This is a genomic window from Frigoribacterium sp. AC512 (assembly GCF_979258295.1).
The window spans coordinates 1,849,516-1,866,876 of sequence record NZ_OZ409850.1; the positions used below are offsets into that span (position 1 = coordinate 1,849,516).

The window sequence follows — 17,361 nt, forward strand, 5'->3', positions numbered from 1 at the left end:
CGCCCCGGAGGGGCGGAAGGGAAAGAGGAGGTTCGCGCACCGGTCGCTCTCGCGGCCCGTGCCGTCTCTCGACGGCCGTGCACTGCACCCTGGCTGCCCGGCCCGCTCCGCCTCGAGGATCGCTCTTCGGGGTGGTGCAGATCGAACGGGGTGCCAACAACCCGGTAACCTCGTGTGACGGTCAAGCGCGGGTGGGAGAATCTCCACTTTCGCACGCAGCAGACGCTGCGAGCCTGGAGAAGCCTAGCAGAGGATCAGCACGTGAGCCACACCCCGCACACCCACCCCGCCGACGGCCACGACGACGCTCCCGTCGGCATCCCGGTCGAGCACCCGTCCGACGCCGTCCGCGACATCGCCGACGTCAACGCGGTCGAGGTCATCAACACCGTCGCGGTGCACCTGATGAGCGCGGCGGCCGTCAAGGTCGGCCTGGCCGACGATCCCGCGGCGCAGACCGACCTCGACGAGGCACGCAAGCTCATCTCGTCGCTCGCCGGCCTCGTCGTGGCCAGCGCGCCCGAGATCGGCGACCAGCACGCCCGCGCCCTGCGCGACGGCCTCCGTTCGCTGCAGCTCGCCTTCCGCGAGGCCAGCTCGATCCCCGACGCCGTCGGCAAGGGCCCCGGCGAGAAGCTCACCGGCCCGGTCACCTGACTCGCGACCAGGTGGGCTGACCCGATCGTCCGACGCGTCGATCTGACCCGCCTCAGGCGGGGACGACGCTGACGGACATGCTGTCGACGCGGTCCACGATCACCGGGTCGGCCTGCCACGACGCCTGGAGGCGCTGCAGCAGCTCCCCCAGCTGCACCTGGTCGAGCCCGGCACGCACCGCGAGCCGGACGACGATCTCGGGCGTGCCCAGACGGGCGCCTCGGTAGCCGGGCGAGATCGCCAGCCCGACCAGCGCCTCCTCGTCGCTCGACGCGGCGAGGAAAGCCTGCAGGACCGCCTCGTCCGTGTGGGCGGGCACCCAGGGCAGGTCCTGAGCGACGGCCCAGAGCGCCGGTCGCCGGACCCCGAACTCGGTGGGCGAACCCGGGTCGAGCACGAGGTGCTCGGTCGACTCGGCGACGGCCGCCAGGGCGACCCGTCGCGCGTCGACCGGGACCGGACGCGCCACGGCGTCCCAGCGGCTGAGGGCCTCGACACTGGTGAACGCCGGCAGCACGGCGCGGCCGTCCGGGCCGGCCACCGTCACGATGGACAACTCCTGCGTCTTGTCGACGCGGCGACCGTGGTCGTGGAGCCCCTCCTCCCCCGCGACCGCGACCAGCGGGATCAGCAGACGCGCGGGACGCAGGGCGTCGACGACCTCGTGCTCGGGCAGCCCGCCCGCGCCGAAACGGACCAGGGCCTCGAGGAGGCGCGGGTCGGCCGAGCCGTCGTCACCCGCGTGGGCCGTGTCGTGGTGGTCGAAGGTGCGGCCCGCGAAGGGCCGCCCGGCGCTGTCGGCCGCGGGCGTGGGCTCGTGGCCGCGGCTCACGACACCGATGCGACGTCGAGCGCGGCGGCGAGGGTGAAGGCACCCGAGTAGAGGGCCTTGCCGACGATGGCCCCTTCGAGGCCGAGGGGGACGAGCTCGCGGAGAGCCGCGATGTCGTCGAGGCTCGAGATGCCCCCCGAGGCGATGACCGGACGGTCGGTGCGCTCCATGACCTGCCGGAGGAGATCCGTGTTCGGGCCGGTCAGGGTGCCGTCCTTCGTCACGTCGGTCACGACGTAGCGCGCGCACCCTGCGTCCTCGAGCCGGGCGAGGACCGTCCAGAGGTCGCCGCCGTCCTCCGTCCAGCCGCGCGCGGCGAGCGTCGTGCCCCGCACGTCGAGCCCGACCGCGACGGCCTCGCCGTACTCGGCGATGACGTGGGCGGCCCACTCGGGGTTCTCGAGCGCGGCGGTGCCCAGGTTGATGCGCTTGACGCCCGTGCTCAGGGCGTCGTCGAGCGAGCGGTCGTCGCGGATGCCGCCGCTGAGCTCGACGTCGATGCCCTTGACCTGCTTGATGACCTTCTTGATGACCGACCGGTTGTCACCCCGCCCGAACGCCGCGTCGAGGTCGACGAGGTGCAGCCACTCGGCGCCCTGCGACTTCCAGTCGTCGGCCGCCGCCACGGGGTCGCCGTAGCCGGTCTCGGTGCCGGCCTCGCCCTGCGTCAGGCGGACGGCCTGCCCGCCGGCGACGTCGACGGCGGGGAACAGGGTGAGGCCGGGGGTCGTGCAGAAGTCGCTCATGGTGTCTCTCTCGCGGACGTGCCGCGTGCTGTCGCCGACGGGAGCCGGGATCGCGGTCGGGTCAGGGGTGCGGGTCAGAGGGTGCGGAGCCAGTTCGAGAGCAGCCTGATGCCCGGCTGCCCCGACTTCTCGGGGTGGAACTGCGTCGCCCAGAGCGGTCCGTTCTCGACGGCCGCGACGAAGCGTCCGCCGTGGTCGGCCCACGTGACGTGGGGCTCGGGGAACGGACGGATCACGTCGAGGGTCCAGGCCTGCGCCGCGAACGAGTGCACGAAGTAGAAGCGCTCGTCGCGCACGCCCTCGAAGAGGACGCTGCCCTCGGGGGCGTCGACGAGGTTCCAGCCCATGTGCGGCAGCACCTCAGCCTTCAGTTCGTCGACGACGCCGGGCCACTCGCCGAGGCCGCCGGTCGTCGCACCGCGCTCGACCCCGCCCTCGAAGAAGACCTGCATGCCGACGCAGATGCCCATGACGGGACGGCCGCCCGCGAGTCGCCGGTCGATCATCTCGCCGCCGCGGACCGACTGCAGCTGGCTCATCACGGCGCCGAAAGCACCGACGCCCGGGACGAACAGCCCGTCAGCCGCCTGCACCCTGGCGCGGTCGCGCGTGAGCTCGACGTCGGCGCCCGCGAGCTCGAGGGCCTTGACCGCCGAGTGCACGTTGCCGCTGCCGTAGTCGAGGACGGCCACGGTGGGACGGACCGTCACAGGGCGCCCTTCGTGGACGGCACCCCGGTCACCCGGGCGTCGGGCTGGACGGCCTGGCGCAGGGCCCGCGCGAAGGCCTTGAACTCCGCCTCGGCGATGTGGTGCGGGTCACGGCCGCCGAGCACGCGCACGTGGACGGTGATGCCGGCGTGGAACGTGATCGCCTCGAAGACGTGGCGCACCATCGAGCCGGTGAAGTGGCCGCCGATGAGGTGGTACTCGAAGCCCTCGGGCTCGCCGGTGTGCACGAGGTACGGGCGGCCCGAGACGTCGACGACGGCCTGGACCAGCGCCTCGTCGAGGGGCACGAGCGCGTCGCCGTAGCGGGAGATGCCGGCCTTGTCGCCCAGCGCCTCCCTGATCGCGCCGCCGAGCACGATGCCCACGTCCTCCACCGTGTGGTGGACGTCGATGTGGGTGTCGCCCGCCGCCGACACGTCGAGGTCGATGAGCGAGTGCTTCGACAGGGCCGTCAGGAGGTGGTCGAAGAACGGCACGGACGTGTCGATCGACGAGCGCCCCGTCCCGTCGAGGTCGAGGGACAGCTGGATGCGCGACTCGCTCGTCTCGCGGGACGAGGAGGCGGTGCGGGCGCGAGGCTGATCGGTCACGAGGAGAGCCTAATGTCGCGCAGCGCGTCGAGGAACGCGGTCGTCTCGGCCTCGGTGCCCGCGCTCACCCGGAGGTGCCCCTCGATGCCGAGGTCGCGGACGATCACGCCACGGGCGAGGAGGCGACGGAAGACGTCGGCCGGGTCGTCGACGCCCCCGAAGAGGACGAAGTTCGACCAGGTCGGCCACGGGCTGTAGCCGAGCTCGGTCAGGACACGCACGATGCGGTCGCGCTGGGCCTTGATGTCGTCGACCATCGCGAGCATCTCGTCGGCGTGCGCGAGGGCTGCGACGGCCGCCGCCTGCGTGAGGGACGAGAGGTGGTACGGCAGCCGCACCAGGCGGAGTGCGTCGACGACGGCAGGGTGTGCCGCCATGTAGCCGACCCGGGCACCGGCGAAGGCGAAGGCCTTGCTCATGGTGCGCGAGACGATGAGGCGCTCCCGGCCCTCGAGAAGGGTGAGCGCCGTGGGCTGGCCGGCCGGCATGAACTCGGCGTAGGCCTCGTCGACGAAGACCATGCCGTCGGTCGCGTCGTACGCGGCCCGGACCGTGTCGAGGTCGAGCGGGGTGCCCGTCGGGTTGTTCGGCCCGCAGAAGAAGACGACGTCGGGCCGGAGACGCTCGATCTCGGCGACCGCCGTCTCGGGCGTGATCGTGAAGCCCTCGTCGCGGGCGCCCTCGAGCCAGGTGCTGCCGGTGCCCGCCGCGATGATCGAGTGCATCGAGTACGTGGGCGGGAACCCCAGCACGGAGCGGCCCGGGCCGCCGAAGGCCTGCAGGATCTGCTGGATGACCTCGTTGGAGCCGTTCGCCGCCCAGATGTGCTCACGGCTGAGTCCGTGTCCGAGGTAGCCCGCCAGCGAATCGCGGAGGGTCGAGAACTCGCGATCGGGGTAGCGGTTCACGTCGACGAGTGCCGCGCCGACGGCCTCGAGGATGTCGGCGGCGACGTCGGCAGGAACGGGGTGCGTGTTCTCGTTGACGTTGAGGGCGACGGGCACGCGTTCTTGGGGAGCGCCGTACGGCGTCAGCCCCTTGAGGTCGTCTCGGATGGGCAGGTCGGCGAGGCTGAAGGACACGAGTCCATGGTAGGCGGCAGGCGGAGTGCCGACCTCACCGTGACCGGACCGGACCGGAACGGAACGGACCAGTCAACCCCGGCCACACCAGATCAGCGGCTGTACTTCTCGGGGACCGCCAGCGTCTGGCCCGCTGCCACCTCGGCGCTCGGCAGGTTGTTCAGGCGGACGAGGTCGCTGACGACGTCGCGCGGGTCTTTGGTGGGGGCGATCTCGCTCGCGACCTGCCAGAGCGACTCGCCGCCCTCGACCGTGACCTGGGCGAAGGACACGTCTGCGGCCTGGTCGGAGGCGACGGCACCGGGGCCGAGCAGCAAGCCCGCGGCCACGATGCCGGTGGCGCCGAGCGCGACCGCGGCGCCGACCACTCGCCTGCCCCGACGCGTGATGCGCAGGCGGGTGCGAGGGACGACCGAGCCGCCGGTGATGCCGACGATGTCGTTGCTGATGCTGGTGGCGCTCATGAGGTGGTTCCTTTCACCGCGAGAGTTGTCGTACGAGTTCGTGCCCGGCACTCGGCCGGGAATGCCGGACACGAAGACGTGTACCGAACATATCTTCGACTGAGCCCGACCGCAACCATTTCTCTCGAACATCGCCCGCAGACAAGCGCGACACACTCGAACATGTGTTTCGCCAAGTGGCCGTGATCCGATAGGTTCCAGTCGGTGGGACGAGTACACCAGCGACCACCGACATCGACGGCAGGAGAGAGATGACCGACCGGCACAGCGCGACGGCGACCGCCCCGGCGACGCCCCCGCGCAAGGCGCTCACCGCCAAGCAGGAGTCGATCCTGGCCGCGATCCAGGCGAGCATCGCCCAGAGCGGCTACCCGCCGAGCATGCGCGAGATCGGCGACGCCGTCGGCCTCAAGTCGCTGTCGAGCGTGACCCACCAGCTCAACCAGCTCGAGCTCGCCGGCCGGATCCGCCGCGATCCCAACCGCCCGCGCGCCCTCGAGGTGCTGGGCGACCCGACGCCTGCCGCCGCCCCCGTGACGAGCATCCTCTCGACGAGCGACGACGGCGACACCGCCCACGTCCCGATGGTCGGCCGCATCGCGGCCGGCATCCCCATCACCGCCGAGCAGCAGGTCGAGGACGTCATGCCGCTCCCCCGGCAGCTCGTCGGCAAGGGCGAGCTGTTCATGCTCCGCGTCGTCGGCGAGTCCATGATCGACGCCGCCATCTGCGACGGCGACTGGGTGGTCGTCCGGCAACAGCAGAACGCCGAGAACGGCGACATCGTCGCGGCCATGCTCGACGACGAGGCCACGGTCAAGGTCTTCCGGCAGCGAGACGGCCACACCTGGCTGCTGCCCCGCAACAGCGCCTTCGAGCCGATCGTGGGCGACCACGCGCAGATCCTCGGCAAGGTCGTGGCGGTGCTCCGCTCGGTCTGACGCGTCCCGAGAACGACGAAGCGCCTCCTGCCCTGGCCGGGTCGGAGGCGCTTCCTCGTGCAGGGAGCGAACGACTCAGGAGGCGGCTGCCTCCGTGGTCTCGACGGCGTCGGCAGTCTCCGTGCGCACGAACGGCGAGAGCGCCGCGACGTCGCTCGGGTAGACGCGGGCGTGCACCCGGGTGCCCTGCTCGTCGTAGTCGGTCGTCAGGACCCGGCCGGAGTCGTGCAGGTGCGACACCACGTCGCCGCGGTCGTAGGGCACGAGGAGGTCGAGCTCGACCTCGGGCTCGGGCAGCAGCCCGGCGAGCTTCGCCAGCAGCTCGTCGATGCCCTCGCCCGTGCGCGCCGACACGAAGACGGCCGTCGGCTCGAGCCCCTGCAGCACCAGCCGCTGGTCGTCGTCGACGAGGTCGCTCTTGTTGAAGACCACGACCTCGGGGATGTCCCGGCCGTCGACCTCGCCGATGACCTCGCGCACCGTCGCCAGCTGCGCGGCCGGGTCGGGGTGCGATCCGTCGACGACGTGCACGATGACGTCGGAGCCGGCGACCTCCTCGAGCGTCGAGCGGAAGGCCTCGACGAGCTGGTGCGGCAGGTTTCGCACGAAGCCCACCGTGTCGGCGTAGGTGAAGGGTCGACCGTCGGTGGTGGCGCTCTTGCGCACCGTCGCGTCGAGGGTGGCGAAGAGGGCGTTCTCGACCAGGACGCCAGCGCTCGTGAGCCGGTTCAGCAGGCTCGACTTTCCTGCGTTCGTGTAGCCGGCGATCGCCACGGAGGGCACCTCGTTGCGGTCGCGGTTCGCTCGCTTGGCGTCGCGAGCCGGCTTCATCTCCTTGATCTGGCGCCGGAGGCGGGCCATGCGCGTGTGGATCCGGCGACGGTCGAGCTCGATCTTCGTCTCACCGGGGCCCCTGCTGCCCATGCCGGCACCGGCACCGCCGACCTGGCCACCGGCCTGGCGGGACATCGAGTCTCCCCAGCCACGGAGTCGCGGGAGCAGGTACTCGAGCTGGGCGAGCTCGACCTGCGCCTTGCCCTCGCGGCTCTTCGCGTGCTGGCTGAAGATGTCGAGGATGACGGCCGTGCGGTCGATGACCTTGACCTTGACGACGTCCTCCAGCGCACGCCGCTGGCTCGGTGCGAGCTCGGTGTCGGCGATGACCGTGTCCGCGCCGAGGGCGGCGACGGTCTGTCGCAGTTCTTCTGCCTTGCCCTTGCCGAGGTAGGTGCTGGGGTCCGGGTTCGGCCGACGCTGCAGGAGGCCGTCGAGCACCGACGCGCCCGCGGTCTCGGCCAGCGCGGCGAGCTCGCGGAGCGAGTTCTCGGCGTCCGAGAGCGAACCCTGCGACCACACGCCGATCAGGACGACGTTCTCGAGGCGGAGCTGGCGGTACTCGACCTCGGTGACGTCCTCCAGCTCGGTCGAGAGGCCGGCCACGCGACGGAGCGCGGCCCGGTCCTCGCGGTCGTACTGGTCGCCGTCGCCCGAGCCGTCGAGCGAGCGGGTCTGGATCGCCTGGGCAGGCGAGAAGATCGTGTAGGCGGACGCCCGCGACGCCGCACGCTCGAGGACCCGCGACACGACGTCGTCGCCGGGCTGTCCGTCACGCTCGTCGTCGAGCGGGGTCGTGGGGGTGTATGTCATCGAAGTGATACTAGCCCTCCGGAGGGGGTCGAGCCTGGGCCGTCACGGGCCAGGCAGCTGATGTTCGGTAAGTTGTCCCGCGTGACCAACGACCACTACTTCTCCCCGAAGCCGGAGAGCGAGCTGCGTCGGCGGACGATCACGGCGACCCTCGCAGGGCGAGAGCTGACGCTCACGACGGCGTCGGGCGTCTTCAGCCCCGAGCGGGTCGACCCGGGCACGGCCGTCCTGCTGGCCGGTGCACCGCAGCCGCCCGCGACGGGCGACCTGCTGGACGTCGGGTGCGGATGGGGCCCCATCACACTGAGCCTCGCGTTGTCGTCACCCGACGCGACGGTGTGGGCCGTCGACGTGAACGAGAGGGTCCTCGACCTCGTCCGTGAGAACGCACGGGCCGCGGGCCTCCACAACGTCAACGCCGTGACGCCCGACGGTGTTCCCGACGACGTCGTGTTCGCGTCGATCTGGTCGAATCCGCCCATCCGGGTCGGCAAGGAGGTGCTGCACGGCCTCCTGGAGACCTGGCTGCCACGCCTCGAGCCCGGCTCCGACGCCTGGCTCGTCGTGCAGAAGAACCTCGGCGCCGACTCGTTGCAGGCATGGATGAACACGACCATGGCGGACGTGGTGCAGGTGGAGCGGGCCTCGACGAGCAAGGGGTACCGGGTGCTGCGGGCCCGACGCGCCTCCTCGCCGCTCGCCTAGGCGAGCCGGTACGACAGGGTCGTCGCCCGAGGGCCCACGCCCGGGGAGGGACGGCTAGAGGGTCAGCGCGCCGCTGAACACGAGCTCGGCCGGGCCGCTGAGCGACACGTGCTCACCATCGGCTCCGGCCGCGACGTGGACCCCGAGGATGCCACCCGGCACCTCGACGGACCAGTCGTCGGGCGCGCCCGCGCCGGCCCAGTGCCGCACGGCGAGTGCCGCAGCCGCCGCGCCCGTGCCGCACGAGAGCGTCTCGCCGCTGCCGCGCTCGTGCACGCGCATGCGGATGTGGCCGATGCCGTCGACCACGAGCGGATCGGACGGGACCACGAACTCGACGTTGGCGCCCTCGGCAGGCGCGGGATCGAGCACCGGGACCCAGGAGAGGTCGAGCCCGTCGAGCTCGTCGTCGGAGGCGAGGGCGACGACCACGTGCGGGTTGCCGACCGAGAGGGACAGGCCCGGCCTCGCCGCGTGGAGTTCTCGGGCGCGGACCGTCGGCTCGTCGTCCCCGAGGGCCCAGACGCCGAGGTCGACCCGGAAGCCCGAGCCGTCTCGCCGCACCGTCCGCACGCCGGCACGCGTGCCGATCGTGAGGGCCTCGCCGACGGGCAGGTCGACCAGGCCGCGCTCTACCAGGTAGCGCACGAAGACGCGGACGCCGTTGCCGCACATCTCGGCGAGGCTGCCGTCGGCGTTGTGGTAGTCCATGAACCACTCGGCGGAGGGATCGCTCGCCAGCGCCGCGGCGCCGGCCGGGAACGCGGATGAGCGGACGGCACGGATGACCCCGTCGGCCCCCACGCCGAAACGACGGTCGGTCAGGGCGCGGATGGCGACCCCGTCGAGGTCGGTCTCGCCGTCGGCGTCGGTGAACAACACGAAGTCGTTCCCGGTGCCCTGTCCCTTGGTGAACTGGAGCGTCGTGGTCACCCGAGGAGTCTAGCGAGGGCCCGCTCGACGGCCGCCGGGTCGCCCGTGGTCGACCAGTCGACGTCCGGGTACCGCTTGAACCAGCTGACCTGGCGGCGGGCGTAGCGACGCGTGAGCGCCTGCGTCTCGCTGATCGCCGCCTCTTCGTCGGTGTCGCCCCGCAGCTGCGCCGCTGCCTGGGCGTAGCCGATCGCCCGGGAGGCGGTGATCCCGTCGGCGAGGCCGAGCGGCAACAGGCCTCGCACCTCGTCGACCAGGCCGTCGGCCCACATGCCGCGGACGCGTGCATCGAGACGCTCGACGAGCACCGGTCTCTCCTCGGCGATGCCGACGATCGAGGAGGGGCGCCACCGCTGCGCCTCGTCGGGCAGGGCCGCCGAGAAGGGCTCACCGGTGATCTCGCCGACCTCGAGGGCCCGGACGAGCCGCCGGGCGTTGTGCGGTCCGATCCGCTCGGCGGCGACCGGATCGGTCTGGATGAGCAGCTCGTGCAGCGCGCCGGGGCCGCCGCTCGCAGCCACCCGCTCGAAGCGCTGTCGCACGGCGGCGTCGGTGCCCGGGAACCGGAAGTCGAAGAGCACGCTCGAGACGTAGAGCCCGGACCCACCCACCAGGAGGGGCACGGCGCCGCGCGCGAGGACGTCGTCGATCACGGTCCGAGCACGGGACTGGTACCACTCGACGCTGGCCTCGGCCGTCACCTCGAGCTCGTCGAAGAGGTGGTGCGGCACACCTCGCCGCTCGGCCTCGGGCAGCTTGGCCGTGCCGATGTCCATCCCCCGGTAGAGCTGCATCGCGTCCGCGTTGACGATCTCGGCTGGACGCCCCGCGTCGCGGAGCCGCTCGGCCAGGTCGAGCGAGAACGCCGACTTGCCGGTGCCGGTCGATCCGACGACGGCGACCAGGCCGCCGCCCACACCTTCACCGACCGTCGACATGGTGCCCCAGTGTAGGGCGGGGCGTCACTCGAAGCGGACGCCGCCCCGGCTGCTGCCACCGCGCGGCAGGGCCTTCTCCACGGCACGACGTACGGTGTCGGAGCGGTAGCCGCGGCGCATGAGGTAGCCGTTGAGACGCCGCTCAGCAGTGGCCCTGTCCAGGCCGCGCAGCGAGCCTGCGCGCTTCTCGGCCCACTCGTCGGCCCTGGCCTGCTCGTCGGCGTCGTCGGTCTCGGCGAGGACCTCCTCGATCACGGACGCGTCGATGCCACGCGAGCGCAGCTCGGACGTCACGGCGCCCCGACCGAGGCCCTTGCGGCCCTGCTTCGTCTCGAGGAGGTTCTCGGCGAGTTCCCGGTCGTTGAGGAGGCCCACCCCTTCGAGGCGCGACACCTCGTCGGCCACGACCTCGGGATCGAGGTCGCGGGCCTCGAGCAGCGACGCCATCTCGGCCGACGAGACTCCCCGTCGACTGAGAGCGTGCAGGCTGACGTTCTCGGCCCTGGTCCGCTGTGCGTCCAGGTCCTCGCGCGGCCCCTCGGCTTCTGCCTCGTCGCCGTGCACAGGCGCCGCGGCGGACCCGTCCGACCAGTGCTCGGTCACGGCGGCCAGGGCGGCTGCCGCGTCACGCACCGGATCCCGCCTCGCGCCGTCGCCCGACGGCTCGACAGGCTCGTCGTCGCCCACGACAGTCGCCGGCCCCCTCGAGGGGTGACTCGACGCGTCAGCGCCTGCACGGCCGGACCTGGCCCCGCGGACCCCGAAGAGGGGGGTCACGGGAGCCAGGTCGTCGGCCCACTCGTCGTCGTGCGAGGTCATGCGCCCTTCCGGGCGGCGATCTTCGCCTCGATCGACTCGACGGGCGCCTCGACCGGCTTCGCCCCGCCGACGCCGAGCTTCGCGAGGATCTTCTGCTCGATCTCCTGTGCGACGGAGGCGTTCTTGAGGAGGAAGTTGCGCGAGTTCTCCTTGCCCTGGCCGAGCTGGTCGCCCTCGTAGGTGTACCAGGCACCGGACTTGCGGACGATGCCGTGCTCGACGCCGAAGTCGATCAGGCTGCCCTCACGGGAGATGCCGACGCCGTAGAGGATGTCGAACTCGGCCTGCTTGAAGGGCGGTGCCATCTTGTTCTTGACGACCTTGACGCGGGTGCGGTTGCCCACTGCGTCCGTTCCGTCTTTCAGGGTCTCGATGCGGCGGATGTCGAGTCGCACCGAGGCGTAGAACTTGAGCGCCTTGCCGCCGGCTGTGGTCTCGGGGCTGCCGAAGAACACGCCGATCTTCTCGCGCAGCTGGTTGATGAAGATCATGGTGGTGCCGGTCTGGTTGAGACCACCCGTCAGCTTGCGGAGGGCCTGCGACATGAGCCGCGCCTGGAGGCCGACGTGGGAGTCGCCCATCTCGCCCTCGATCTCGGCACGCGGCACGAGCGCCGCCACGGAGTCGATGACGACGAGGTCGATGGAGCCGGAGCGGACGAGCATGTCCGCGATCTCGAGCGCCTGCTCGCCCGTGTCGGGCTGCGAGACCAGGAGTGCGTCGATGTCGACGCCCAGCTTCTTCGCGTACTCGGGGTCGAGGGCGTGCTCGGCGTCGATGAAGGCCGCGATGCCGCCGTTGCGCTGTGCGTTGGCGATGGCGTGCAGCGTGAGCGTCGTCTTTCCCGAGGACTCGGGGCCGTAGATCTCGACGATGCGGCCACGAGGAAGGCCCCCGATGCCCAGCGCGACGTCGAGGGCGATCGAGCCGGTGGGGATGACGGCGACCGGCGCGCGGTCGTCACTGCCCAGGCGCATGACGGCGCCCTTGCCGAACTGCCGGTCGATCTGGGCGAGCGCCGTCTCGAGGGCCTTCTCGCGGTTCTCTGCTGAGGGCATGGTGACTCCTTCAAGGTTGATGTCCGTGCGCCTGTAGGCTGTCGCGTCGCGCTCGGCCCGGAGGCGGCGGTCTCGACGACAAGGCTGGTGCCCCCGCGGATGCGAGAGCGGTGGAACGTCGATGAGGGAACGCTACGACCGGCCACCGACATCGCGGACGCGATCTCGGCTGGAAGTGGAGCACTCGGACATCGGCGCCCTTGTGGAGGAAGCTACCACTGCGCCGAACGCATGTTCGATCCAACGTGTCGGCGTGTCGAACACCTGATCGTCGCACGGCCCTGGCGACACGGCTCGGCGACGAAGGTCAGCGACGCGGCTCGGGCAGCCCGGCGCCGTGCCTGCGGGCCACGGGGACGCCCTCGGCCTCACACAGGGCCAGCCACACCTCGCGCGGCGGCACGCCTCCGCGGAGCGCCTCGTCGGCGGTCTCGTCGCCCAGCGACGAGAGGACGAGATCACGGGTGACGACTCGTCCGTACGCCTCGCCGAACTCGTCGTCGACCGCCCTGCGGAACTCGCTCTTGCGCATCAGTCGAGGGTACCCGGACGTCGAGACGCCCCCGACCTGGATCGGGGGCGTCTCGGCGCGTACTGCACGACGGACCGTGAGGTCAGAGACGTCAGCGCACGACCAGATCGGTGTCGAACTCGGCGACCATGTCGTCGGGCAGGGTGTCCGGGATCGGGTTGAGGCCCTCGATGACGGCCATCCGGTCGCCCACCTCGCGCATGATGACGGAGATCGGGGTCTCGAGCGCGTCGGCGACCGACGCGAGGATCTCGGAGCTCGCCTCTTTCTGCCCACGCTCGACCTCGCTGAGGTAGCCGAGTGCGACGCTCGCCTTGGAGGCGACCTGTCGCAGCGTGCGGCCCTTCTGGAGACGGAAGTCGCGGAGGACGTCGCCGATCTCTTGACGGACCAGAACCATGGGACCCCTCCTTGCGACATAGGACCCACCGTGACGGGATTCAGGGGTGGGTGAGGAACACTGCTGTCGAACTGGGTGCCACTGTAGCCAGCCAGCTCTGTGTGACGCTTGTGAACTCACGAGATGTAACGAGACCGAAACCCCGGCTATTCCCGAGGCTCCGTGAGCCAGTCGTGCAGCATCGAGAGTGATTCGGAGACGGTCGCCGATCGGATGGCCGCACGGTCGCCCTCGAGGGCGAGCCTCGTGACGCGAGCCTCGCCTCCTGCGCTCAGGGCGACGTACACCGTGCCGGGCGCCTGGCCGTCCTGGGGGTCAGGGCCAGCGACCCCCGTGGTCGCGATGCCGACGTCGGCGGCCTGGCCCTCGACGGCCAGCGCTCGACGTGCCCCCGCCGCCATGGCGACGGCGACGTCGGGATCGACGGCGCCCCGGGCCGCGAGCAGCGCAGCCGGCACACCGAGCAGCGAGGCCTTGAGCGGCGTCTGGTAGGCCACGACTCCCCCGACGACGACCGTGGACGCACCGGGGACGGAGATCAACTCTGCGGCGAGCAGACCCCCCGTCAACGACTCGGCGACCGCGACGGTCAGCCCCTGGCGGTCGAGCTCGTGCACGACCTCGGCCGCGGTGGTCACGACGTGCGGGAGTGCTTCAGGGCGACACGGACGTAGTCGGCACCCGACACGAGCGTGGCCACCACGGCGGCCGTCATCACGACGGTGTTGAGGCCGTGCACCCAGTCGCCCAGCGGCACCCACAGCGGGAAGAGCGCCAGCGTCACCGCGACGGCCTGCAGCACGGTCTTGAGCTTGCCGCCTCGTGACGCAGGGATGACGCGGTCGCGGATGACGACGAAGCGGTACACGGTGATCCCGATCTCGCGCACGAGGATGAGCGCGGTGACCCACCAGGGCAGCTCGCCGAGGATCGAGAGCCCGACCAGCGCGCCGCCGACCAGGACCTTGTCGGCGATCGGGTCGACGATCTTGCCGAAGTCGGTGACGAGGTCGAGGCCCCTCGCCAGCATGCCGTCGAGGCTGTCCGTGAGGATGGCGACGACGAACAGCACGGCGGCCGCGATGCGCAGCGGGCCGTCGGCGCCGTCGTCGATCAGCAGCCAGGCGATGAACAGCGGCGCCATCAGGATGCGGACGACCGTGATCACGTTGGCGATGTTCGCCGTGCTGGCCGGCCCCGCGCCGCGGCTCGCGAAGCGTCCCCGCCAGGGGAACGTCGCGGCCCGGGGTGCGTCGGGGGTTCTCTCGTCGGTCACGTCAGTCCCTGCCGGTCAGGCCCCAGGCGTCTTCCGACTCCTCGTCGCCGTCGACCTCGTCGTAGCCTCGTGTCATCTCGGCGACGGGGTCGTCGCCGTAGTCGCCCGCGCCGACCGCCACGGGAGCCGAGGAGGCGGGGCCCGACCCCCGGAGCCCGTCGTCGCCCTGCCCGCGCAGCTTGGCCAGCACGCCCGGCAGCTGCTCGTTGGTGACGAGCACGTCGCGCGCCTTCGAGCCCTCGGAGGGACCCACGATGTCGCGCGACTCCATGAGGTCCATCAGTCGCCCGGCCTTGGCGAAGCCGACGCGCAGCTTGCGCTGGAGCATCGACGTCGACCCGAACTGCGTGCTGACGACCAGTTCCGCCGCCGCGAGGAGCAGCTCGAGGTCGTCGCCGATGTCGCCGTCGATCTCTTTCTTCTCGACCACGGCCGCCACGTCGGGCCGGTAGTCGGGACGCGCCTGCCGCGTCACGTGCGCCACGACCTCGGCGATCTCCGCCTCCTGCACCCACGCACCCTGGACGCGCATGGCCTTCGAGGCGCCCATCGGCAGGAAGAGCCCGTCGCCCTGGCCGATCAACTTGTCGGCGCCGGGCTGGTCGAGGATGACCCGCGAGTCGGTGACGCTCGACACGGCGAACGCGAACCGGGACGGCACGTTCGCCTTGATGAGGCCCGTCACCACGTCGACCGACGGACGCTGCGTCGCGAGCACCAGGTGGATGCCCGAGGCACGCGCCAGCTGGGTGATGCGGACGATGCTGTCCTCGACGTCGCGCGGGGCGACCATCATGAGGTCGGCCAGCTCGTCGACGACGACGAGCAGGTACGGGTAGGGCTTGAGCGACCGGGCGCTGCCGGCCGGCAGCACGATCTCGTTCGCGACGACGGCGCGGTTGAAGTCGTCGATGTGGCGGAACCCGAAGCTGGCGAGGTCGTCGTACCTCATGTCCATCTCCTTCACCACCCACTGCAGCGCCTCGGCCGCCTTCTTCGGGTTGGTGATGATGGGCGTGATCAGGTGCGGGACGCCGGCGTAGATGGAGAGCTCGACCCGCTTCGGGTCGATCAGGACCATGCGCACGTCGGTCGGCTTGGCCCGCATGAGGAGCGACGTGATCATCGAGTTGACGAAGCTCGACTTGCCGGAGCCGGTGGCGCCGGCGACCAGGAGGTGCGGCATCTTCGCGAGGTTCGCCACGACGTAGCCGCCCTCGACGTCCTTGCCGACGCCGATGGTCATCGGGTGCACGCTCTTGGCGGCGGCCCCGGAGCGCAGGACGTCGCCGAGCGACACGATCTCGCGGTCGGTGTTCGGGATCTCGACGCCGATGGCGCTCTTGCCCGGGATGGGCGAGAGGATCCGCACCTCGTTCGAGGCCACGGCGTAGGACAGGTTCTTGCTGAGGGCCGTCACCTTCTCGACCTTGACGCCCGGGCCCAGCTCGATCTCGTAGCGGGTGACGGTCGGGCCGCGGCTGAAGCCGACGACGCGGGCGTCGACGGAGAACTGGCGGAGCACCTCGGTGATCGAGCGCACGATCTCGTCGTTGGCCTCGCTGCGCGCCTTGGCGGGCGGGCCGACGCTCAGCGTGGAGGCGGCCGGCAGGCGGTAGGGCGCCACGGGCGAGTCGTCCTCGACGTCGAGCGACGGCGGGGCGGGCTCGTCGTCGTCGACGGCCAGGAAGTCGGCGGCGACGTCGCTCTCGCCGGGCGCGGCCGCGGACGTGGTGGCCGGCACGGCGGTGACGGGCAGGGACGGGAGGACGGTCGTGGCGGCCGTCGCCCCGGCAGGACCGCTGCCGGCGGCGCCCGCGGCGGACGTCGTGGGCGCCGGCTCGTCGTCGTGCAGCGGGACGTCGATGCCGAAGGACCGCACGGCGTCCTCCGCCGCGTCGAGGTCGTGCAGCAGGTCGGCCTGGTAGACGTCGGTCGGGGCGTCAGCTGCCGCGGCCCCTGCTGCCGGGGACCCTGTGGCGGGGACGTCGCCGCCGATGGTCGCGCCGTGGTCGACGAAGACCGGGCCGGCGGCGCCACGACGACGAGAGCCCCGCCCTCGGCGGTCCGCCGCGTCGTCGGCGCTGCTCTGGGTGACCACGGGCGTGTCGTAGGCCGGGTCTTCTTCGCGCCCGCTCTTGTTGCGTCGCCACCAGGGCAACGTGTCGGGCTCGCCCGCCTCGCCCTCGGCGGTGCCGTCGGCGCTGGCAGCGCTCGCGTCCGCCGTCGTCTCGCCGAAGAGCCAGCGGTACAGGTCGCCGAGACGGTGGCCGATGCGGTTCGGCGGCGTCTTGGTCATGATCAACAGGGACAGGGCGAGCAGGACGACGACGACCGGCACCGCGACCCACTCGGTCGCGAGCATGACCAGCCAGGAGGCGACGAGCCACCCGAGCACTCCCCCGCCCGTCGCCAGGGCGCGCATGCCCTCGACGGCCTGGGGCTGGCCGCCGTAGATGTGGCAGAGGGCGCTGATGGACACGATCATGAGGCCGAGCCCGATGCCGATGCGCGTGTTGTCGTGGACGGAGGCCGGGTGCCGGAACAGCCAGCCGGCGAAGAGCACCATGATGACCGGCAGCGCGTAGGCGACCCGCCCGAAGAACCCGCCGAACGTGTACGCGTCGAACGCGACGGCCAAGGGGCTGGTGGGGTTGAGCCACTCGACCACGGCCCCGGCGATCGCCAGCAGCACGAGGAGGAAGGGGACGCCGTCGCGGCGCTCGGACTTGTCGAGCGACTCGCTGCCGAAGAGCCGGAAGGCGCCTCCGGTCAGGTGGGCCAGGCCCATCCAGGCGGAGGCGACGACGCCGGGCCCCTCGTCGACGGGAGCGGGAGCCTTCGCGGCGGGGAGCTTCTTGGTGGCCGCGGTCGCGCCGCGGGCCGTCGAGGTGCCGGCGGACGCGCCGCGCCCCGAGCGCGAGCGCGCGGTCGACTTGGTGGGCGTGGCCATGCCGTCGAGGTTACCGCCCGCCGCCGACGCCGACCGGAGGTGGTCGGCGCGCCGGGC

The 17,361-nt window shown here is 71.6% G+C and carries 19 protein-coding genes; 3 read left to right on the forward strand and 16 right to left on the reverse strand.

All coding sequences use genetic code 11. From position 1 onward, the window contains the following. Positions 1 to 318 precede the first annotated feature (318 nt). A complete protein-coding gene (locus ACZZ97_RS08350; RefSeq protein ID WP_123548743.1) occupies positions 319 to 657 on the forward strand; it encodes a DUF1844 domain-containing protein in 339 nt (112 codons plus the stop codon). 52 nt (positions 658 to 709) lie between these two features. On the opposite strand, the gene ACZZ97_RS08355 is transcribed toward ACZZ97_RS08350, so the two are convergent. From ACZZ97_RS08355 to ACZZ97_RS08380, 6 genes are all read right to left on the reverse strand, one after another. Continuing rightward, the gene (locus ACZZ97_RS08355; protein ID WP_463472853.1) at positions 710 to 1,489 is read right to left on the reverse strand and encodes an SseB family protein; all 780 of its coding nucleotides are present in this window, start codon (positions 1,487 to 1,489) and stop codon (positions 710 to 712) included. After that, positions 1,486 to 2,235 carry a bifunctional 1-(5-phosphoribosyl)-5-((5-phosphoribosylamino)methylideneamino)imidazole-4-carboxamide isomerase/phosphoribosylanthranilate isomerase PriA gene (priA, locus tag ACZZ97_RS08360; protein WP_463472854.1) on the reverse strand — a complete coding sequence of 250 codons (750 nt, stop codon included), beginning with the start codon at positions 2,233 to 2,235 and terminating at the stop codon, positions 1,486 to 1,488. Before priA ends, ACZZ97_RS08355 begins: the two co-directional genes overlap by 4 nt. Positions 2,236 to 2,309: 74 nt before the next feature. Then, a complete protein-coding gene (gene hisH, locus ACZZ97_RS08365; protein ID WP_463472855.1) occupies positions 2,310 to 2,945 on the reverse strand; it encodes an imidazole glycerol phosphate synthase subunit HisH in 636 nt (211 codons plus the stop codon). Then, entirely contained in the window at positions 2,942 to 3,556 is a 615-nt protein-coding gene (hisB, locus tag ACZZ97_RS08370) for an imidazoleglycerol-phosphate dehydratase HisB (protein ID WP_314100744.1), read from the reverse strand. Before hisB ends, hisH begins: the two co-directional genes overlap by 4 nt. Then, positions 3,553 to 4,638 carry a histidinol-phosphate transaminase gene (locus ACZZ97_RS08375; protein ID WP_314100745.1) on the reverse strand — a complete coding sequence of 362 codons (1,086 nt, stop codon included), beginning with the start codon at positions 4,636 to 4,638 and terminating at the stop codon, positions 3,553 to 3,555. The genes hisB and ACZZ97_RS08375 overlap by 4 nt, the downstream gene beginning before the upstream one ends. Positions 4,639 to 4,730: 92 nt before the next feature. Beyond that, on the reverse strand, positions 4,731 to 5,102 hold the full coding sequence (locus tag ACZZ97_RS08380) for a LysM peptidoglycan-binding domain-containing protein (protein ID WP_314100746.1): 372 nt from the start codon (positions 5,100 to 5,102) through the stop codon (positions 4,731 to 4,733). Positions 5,103 to 5,353: 251 nt separating this feature from the next. On the opposite strand from ACZZ97_RS08380, the gene lexA reads away from it, so the two are divergent. Beyond that, the gene (gene lexA, locus ACZZ97_RS08385; protein WP_314100747.1) at positions 5,354 to 6,043 is read left to right on the forward strand and encodes a transcriptional repressor LexA; all 690 of its coding nucleotides are present in this window, start codon (positions 5,354 to 5,356) and stop codon (positions 6,041 to 6,043) included. A gap of 75 nt (positions 6,044 to 6,118) precedes the next feature. Here the strand turns inward: lexA and hflX are convergent, their stop codons facing one another. Further along, positions 6,119 to 7,690, reverse strand: a complete 1,572-nt coding sequence (gene hflX, locus ACZZ97_RS08390) for a GTPase HflX (RefSeq protein WP_463472856.1) — start codon at positions 7,688 to 7,690, stop codon at positions 6,119 to 6,121. Between the two features lie 81 nt (positions 7,691 to 7,771). On the opposite strand from hflX, the gene ACZZ97_RS08395 reads away from it, so the two are divergent. Then, positions 7,772 to 8,395: a class I SAM-dependent methyltransferase gene (locus ACZZ97_RS08395; protein WP_314100749.1), complete on the forward strand. Its 624-nt coding sequence runs from the start codon at positions 7,772 to 7,774 to the stop codon at positions 8,393 to 8,395. A gap of 54 nt (positions 8,396 to 8,449) precedes the next feature. On the opposite strand, the gene dapF is transcribed toward ACZZ97_RS08395, so the two are convergent. From dapF to ACZZ97_RS08440, 9 genes are all read right to left on the reverse strand, one after another. Next, positions 8,450 to 9,328 (reverse strand): diaminopimelate epimerase, encoded by an 879-nt coding sequence (gene dapF / locus ACZZ97_RS08400; protein ID WP_314100750.1) that lies wholly within the window; start codon positions 9,326 to 9,328, stop codon positions 8,450 to 8,452. Next, a complete protein-coding gene (gene miaA, locus ACZZ97_RS08405; RefSeq protein ID WP_314100751.1) occupies positions 9,325 to 10,266 on the reverse strand; it encodes a tRNA (adenosine(37)-N6)-dimethylallyltransferase MiaA in 942 nt (313 codons plus the stop codon). Before miaA ends, dapF begins: the two co-directional genes overlap by 4 nt. A 24-nt stretch (positions 10,267 to 10,290) precedes the next feature. Continuing rightward, entirely contained in the window at positions 10,291 to 10,899 is a 609-nt protein-coding gene (locus tag ACZZ97_RS08410; RefSeq protein ID WP_463472857.1) for a regulatory protein RecX, read from the reverse strand. A gap of 182 nt (positions 10,900 to 11,081) precedes the next feature. Then, positions 11,082 to 12,143 (reverse strand): recombinase RecA, encoded by a 1,062-nt coding sequence (gene recA / locus ACZZ97_RS08415; RefSeq protein ID WP_314100753.1) that lies wholly within the window; start codon positions 12,141 to 12,143, stop codon positions 11,082 to 11,084. A gap of 307 nt (positions 12,144 to 12,450) precedes the next feature. Next, a complete protein-coding gene (locus tag ACZZ97_RS08420) occupies positions 12,451 to 12,675 on the reverse strand; it encodes a DUF3046 domain-containing protein (protein WP_314100754.1) in 225 nt (74 codons plus the stop codon). Between the two features lie 91 nt (positions 12,676 to 12,766). After that, a complete protein-coding gene (locus ACZZ97_RS08425) occupies positions 12,767 to 13,075 on the reverse strand; it encodes a helix-turn-helix domain-containing protein (RefSeq protein WP_123548700.1) in 309 nt (102 codons plus the stop codon). Positions 13,076 to 13,221: 146 nt separating this feature from the next. Beyond that, the gene (locus ACZZ97_RS08430; RefSeq protein ID WP_463472858.1) at positions 13,222 to 13,713 is read right to left on the reverse strand and encodes a CinA family protein; all 492 of its coding nucleotides are present in this window, start codon (positions 13,711 to 13,713) and stop codon (positions 13,222 to 13,224) included. Further along, positions 13,710 to 14,351 carry a CDP-diacylglycerol--glycerol-3-phosphate 3-phosphatidyltransferase gene (gene pgsA / locus ACZZ97_RS08435; RefSeq protein WP_192041331.1) on the reverse strand — a complete coding sequence of 214 codons (642 nt, stop codon included), beginning with the start codon at positions 14,349 to 14,351 and terminating at the stop codon, positions 13,710 to 13,712. The genes ACZZ97_RS08430 and pgsA overlap by 4 nt, the downstream gene beginning before the upstream one ends. A gap of 1 nt (position 14,352) precedes the next feature. Then, the gene (locus tag ACZZ97_RS08440; RefSeq protein WP_463472859.1) at positions 14,353 to 17,304 is read right to left on the reverse strand and encodes an FtsK/SpoIIIE family DNA translocase; all 2,952 of its coding nucleotides are present in this window, start codon (positions 17,302 to 17,304) and stop codon (positions 14,353 to 14,355) included. Positions 17,305 to 17,361: the final 57 nt, after the last annotated feature.

Coding starts and splice junctions, on each gene's coding strand:
- priA (WP_463472854.1), bottom strand. CDS start 2,235: ATGAGCGACTTCTGCACGACCCCCGGCCTCACCCTGTTCCCCGCCGTC.
- ACZZ97_RS08380 (WP_314100746.1), bottom strand. CDS start 5,102: ATGAGCGCCACCAGCATCAGCAACGACATCGTCGGCATCACCGGCGGC.
- lexA (WP_314100747.1), top strand. CDS start 5,354: ATGACCGACCGGCACAGCGCGACGGCGACCGCCCCGGCGACGCCCCCG.
- hflX (WP_463472856.1), bottom strand. CDS start 7,690: ATGACATACACCCCCACGACCCCGCTCGACGACGAGCGTGACGGACAG.
- miaA (WP_314100751.1), bottom strand. CDS start 10,266: ATGTCGACGGTCGGTGAAGGTGTGGGCGGCGGCCTGGTCGCCGTCGTC.
- recA (WP_314100753.1), bottom strand. CDS start 12,143: ATGCCCTCAGCAGAGAACCGCGAGAAGGCCCTCGAGACGGCGCTCGCC.
- ACZZ97_RS08420 (WP_314100754.1), bottom strand. CDS start 12,675: ATGCGCAAGAGCGAGTTCCGCAGGGCGGTCGACGACGAGTTCGGCGAG.
- ACZZ97_RS08425 (WP_123548700.1), bottom strand. CDS start 13,075: ATGGTTCTGGTCCGTCAAGAGATCGGCGACGTCCTCCGCGACTTCCGT.
- ACZZ97_RS08440 (WP_463472859.1), bottom strand. CDS start 17,304: ATGGCCACGCCCACCAAGTCGACCGCGCGCTCGCGCTCGGGGCGCGGC.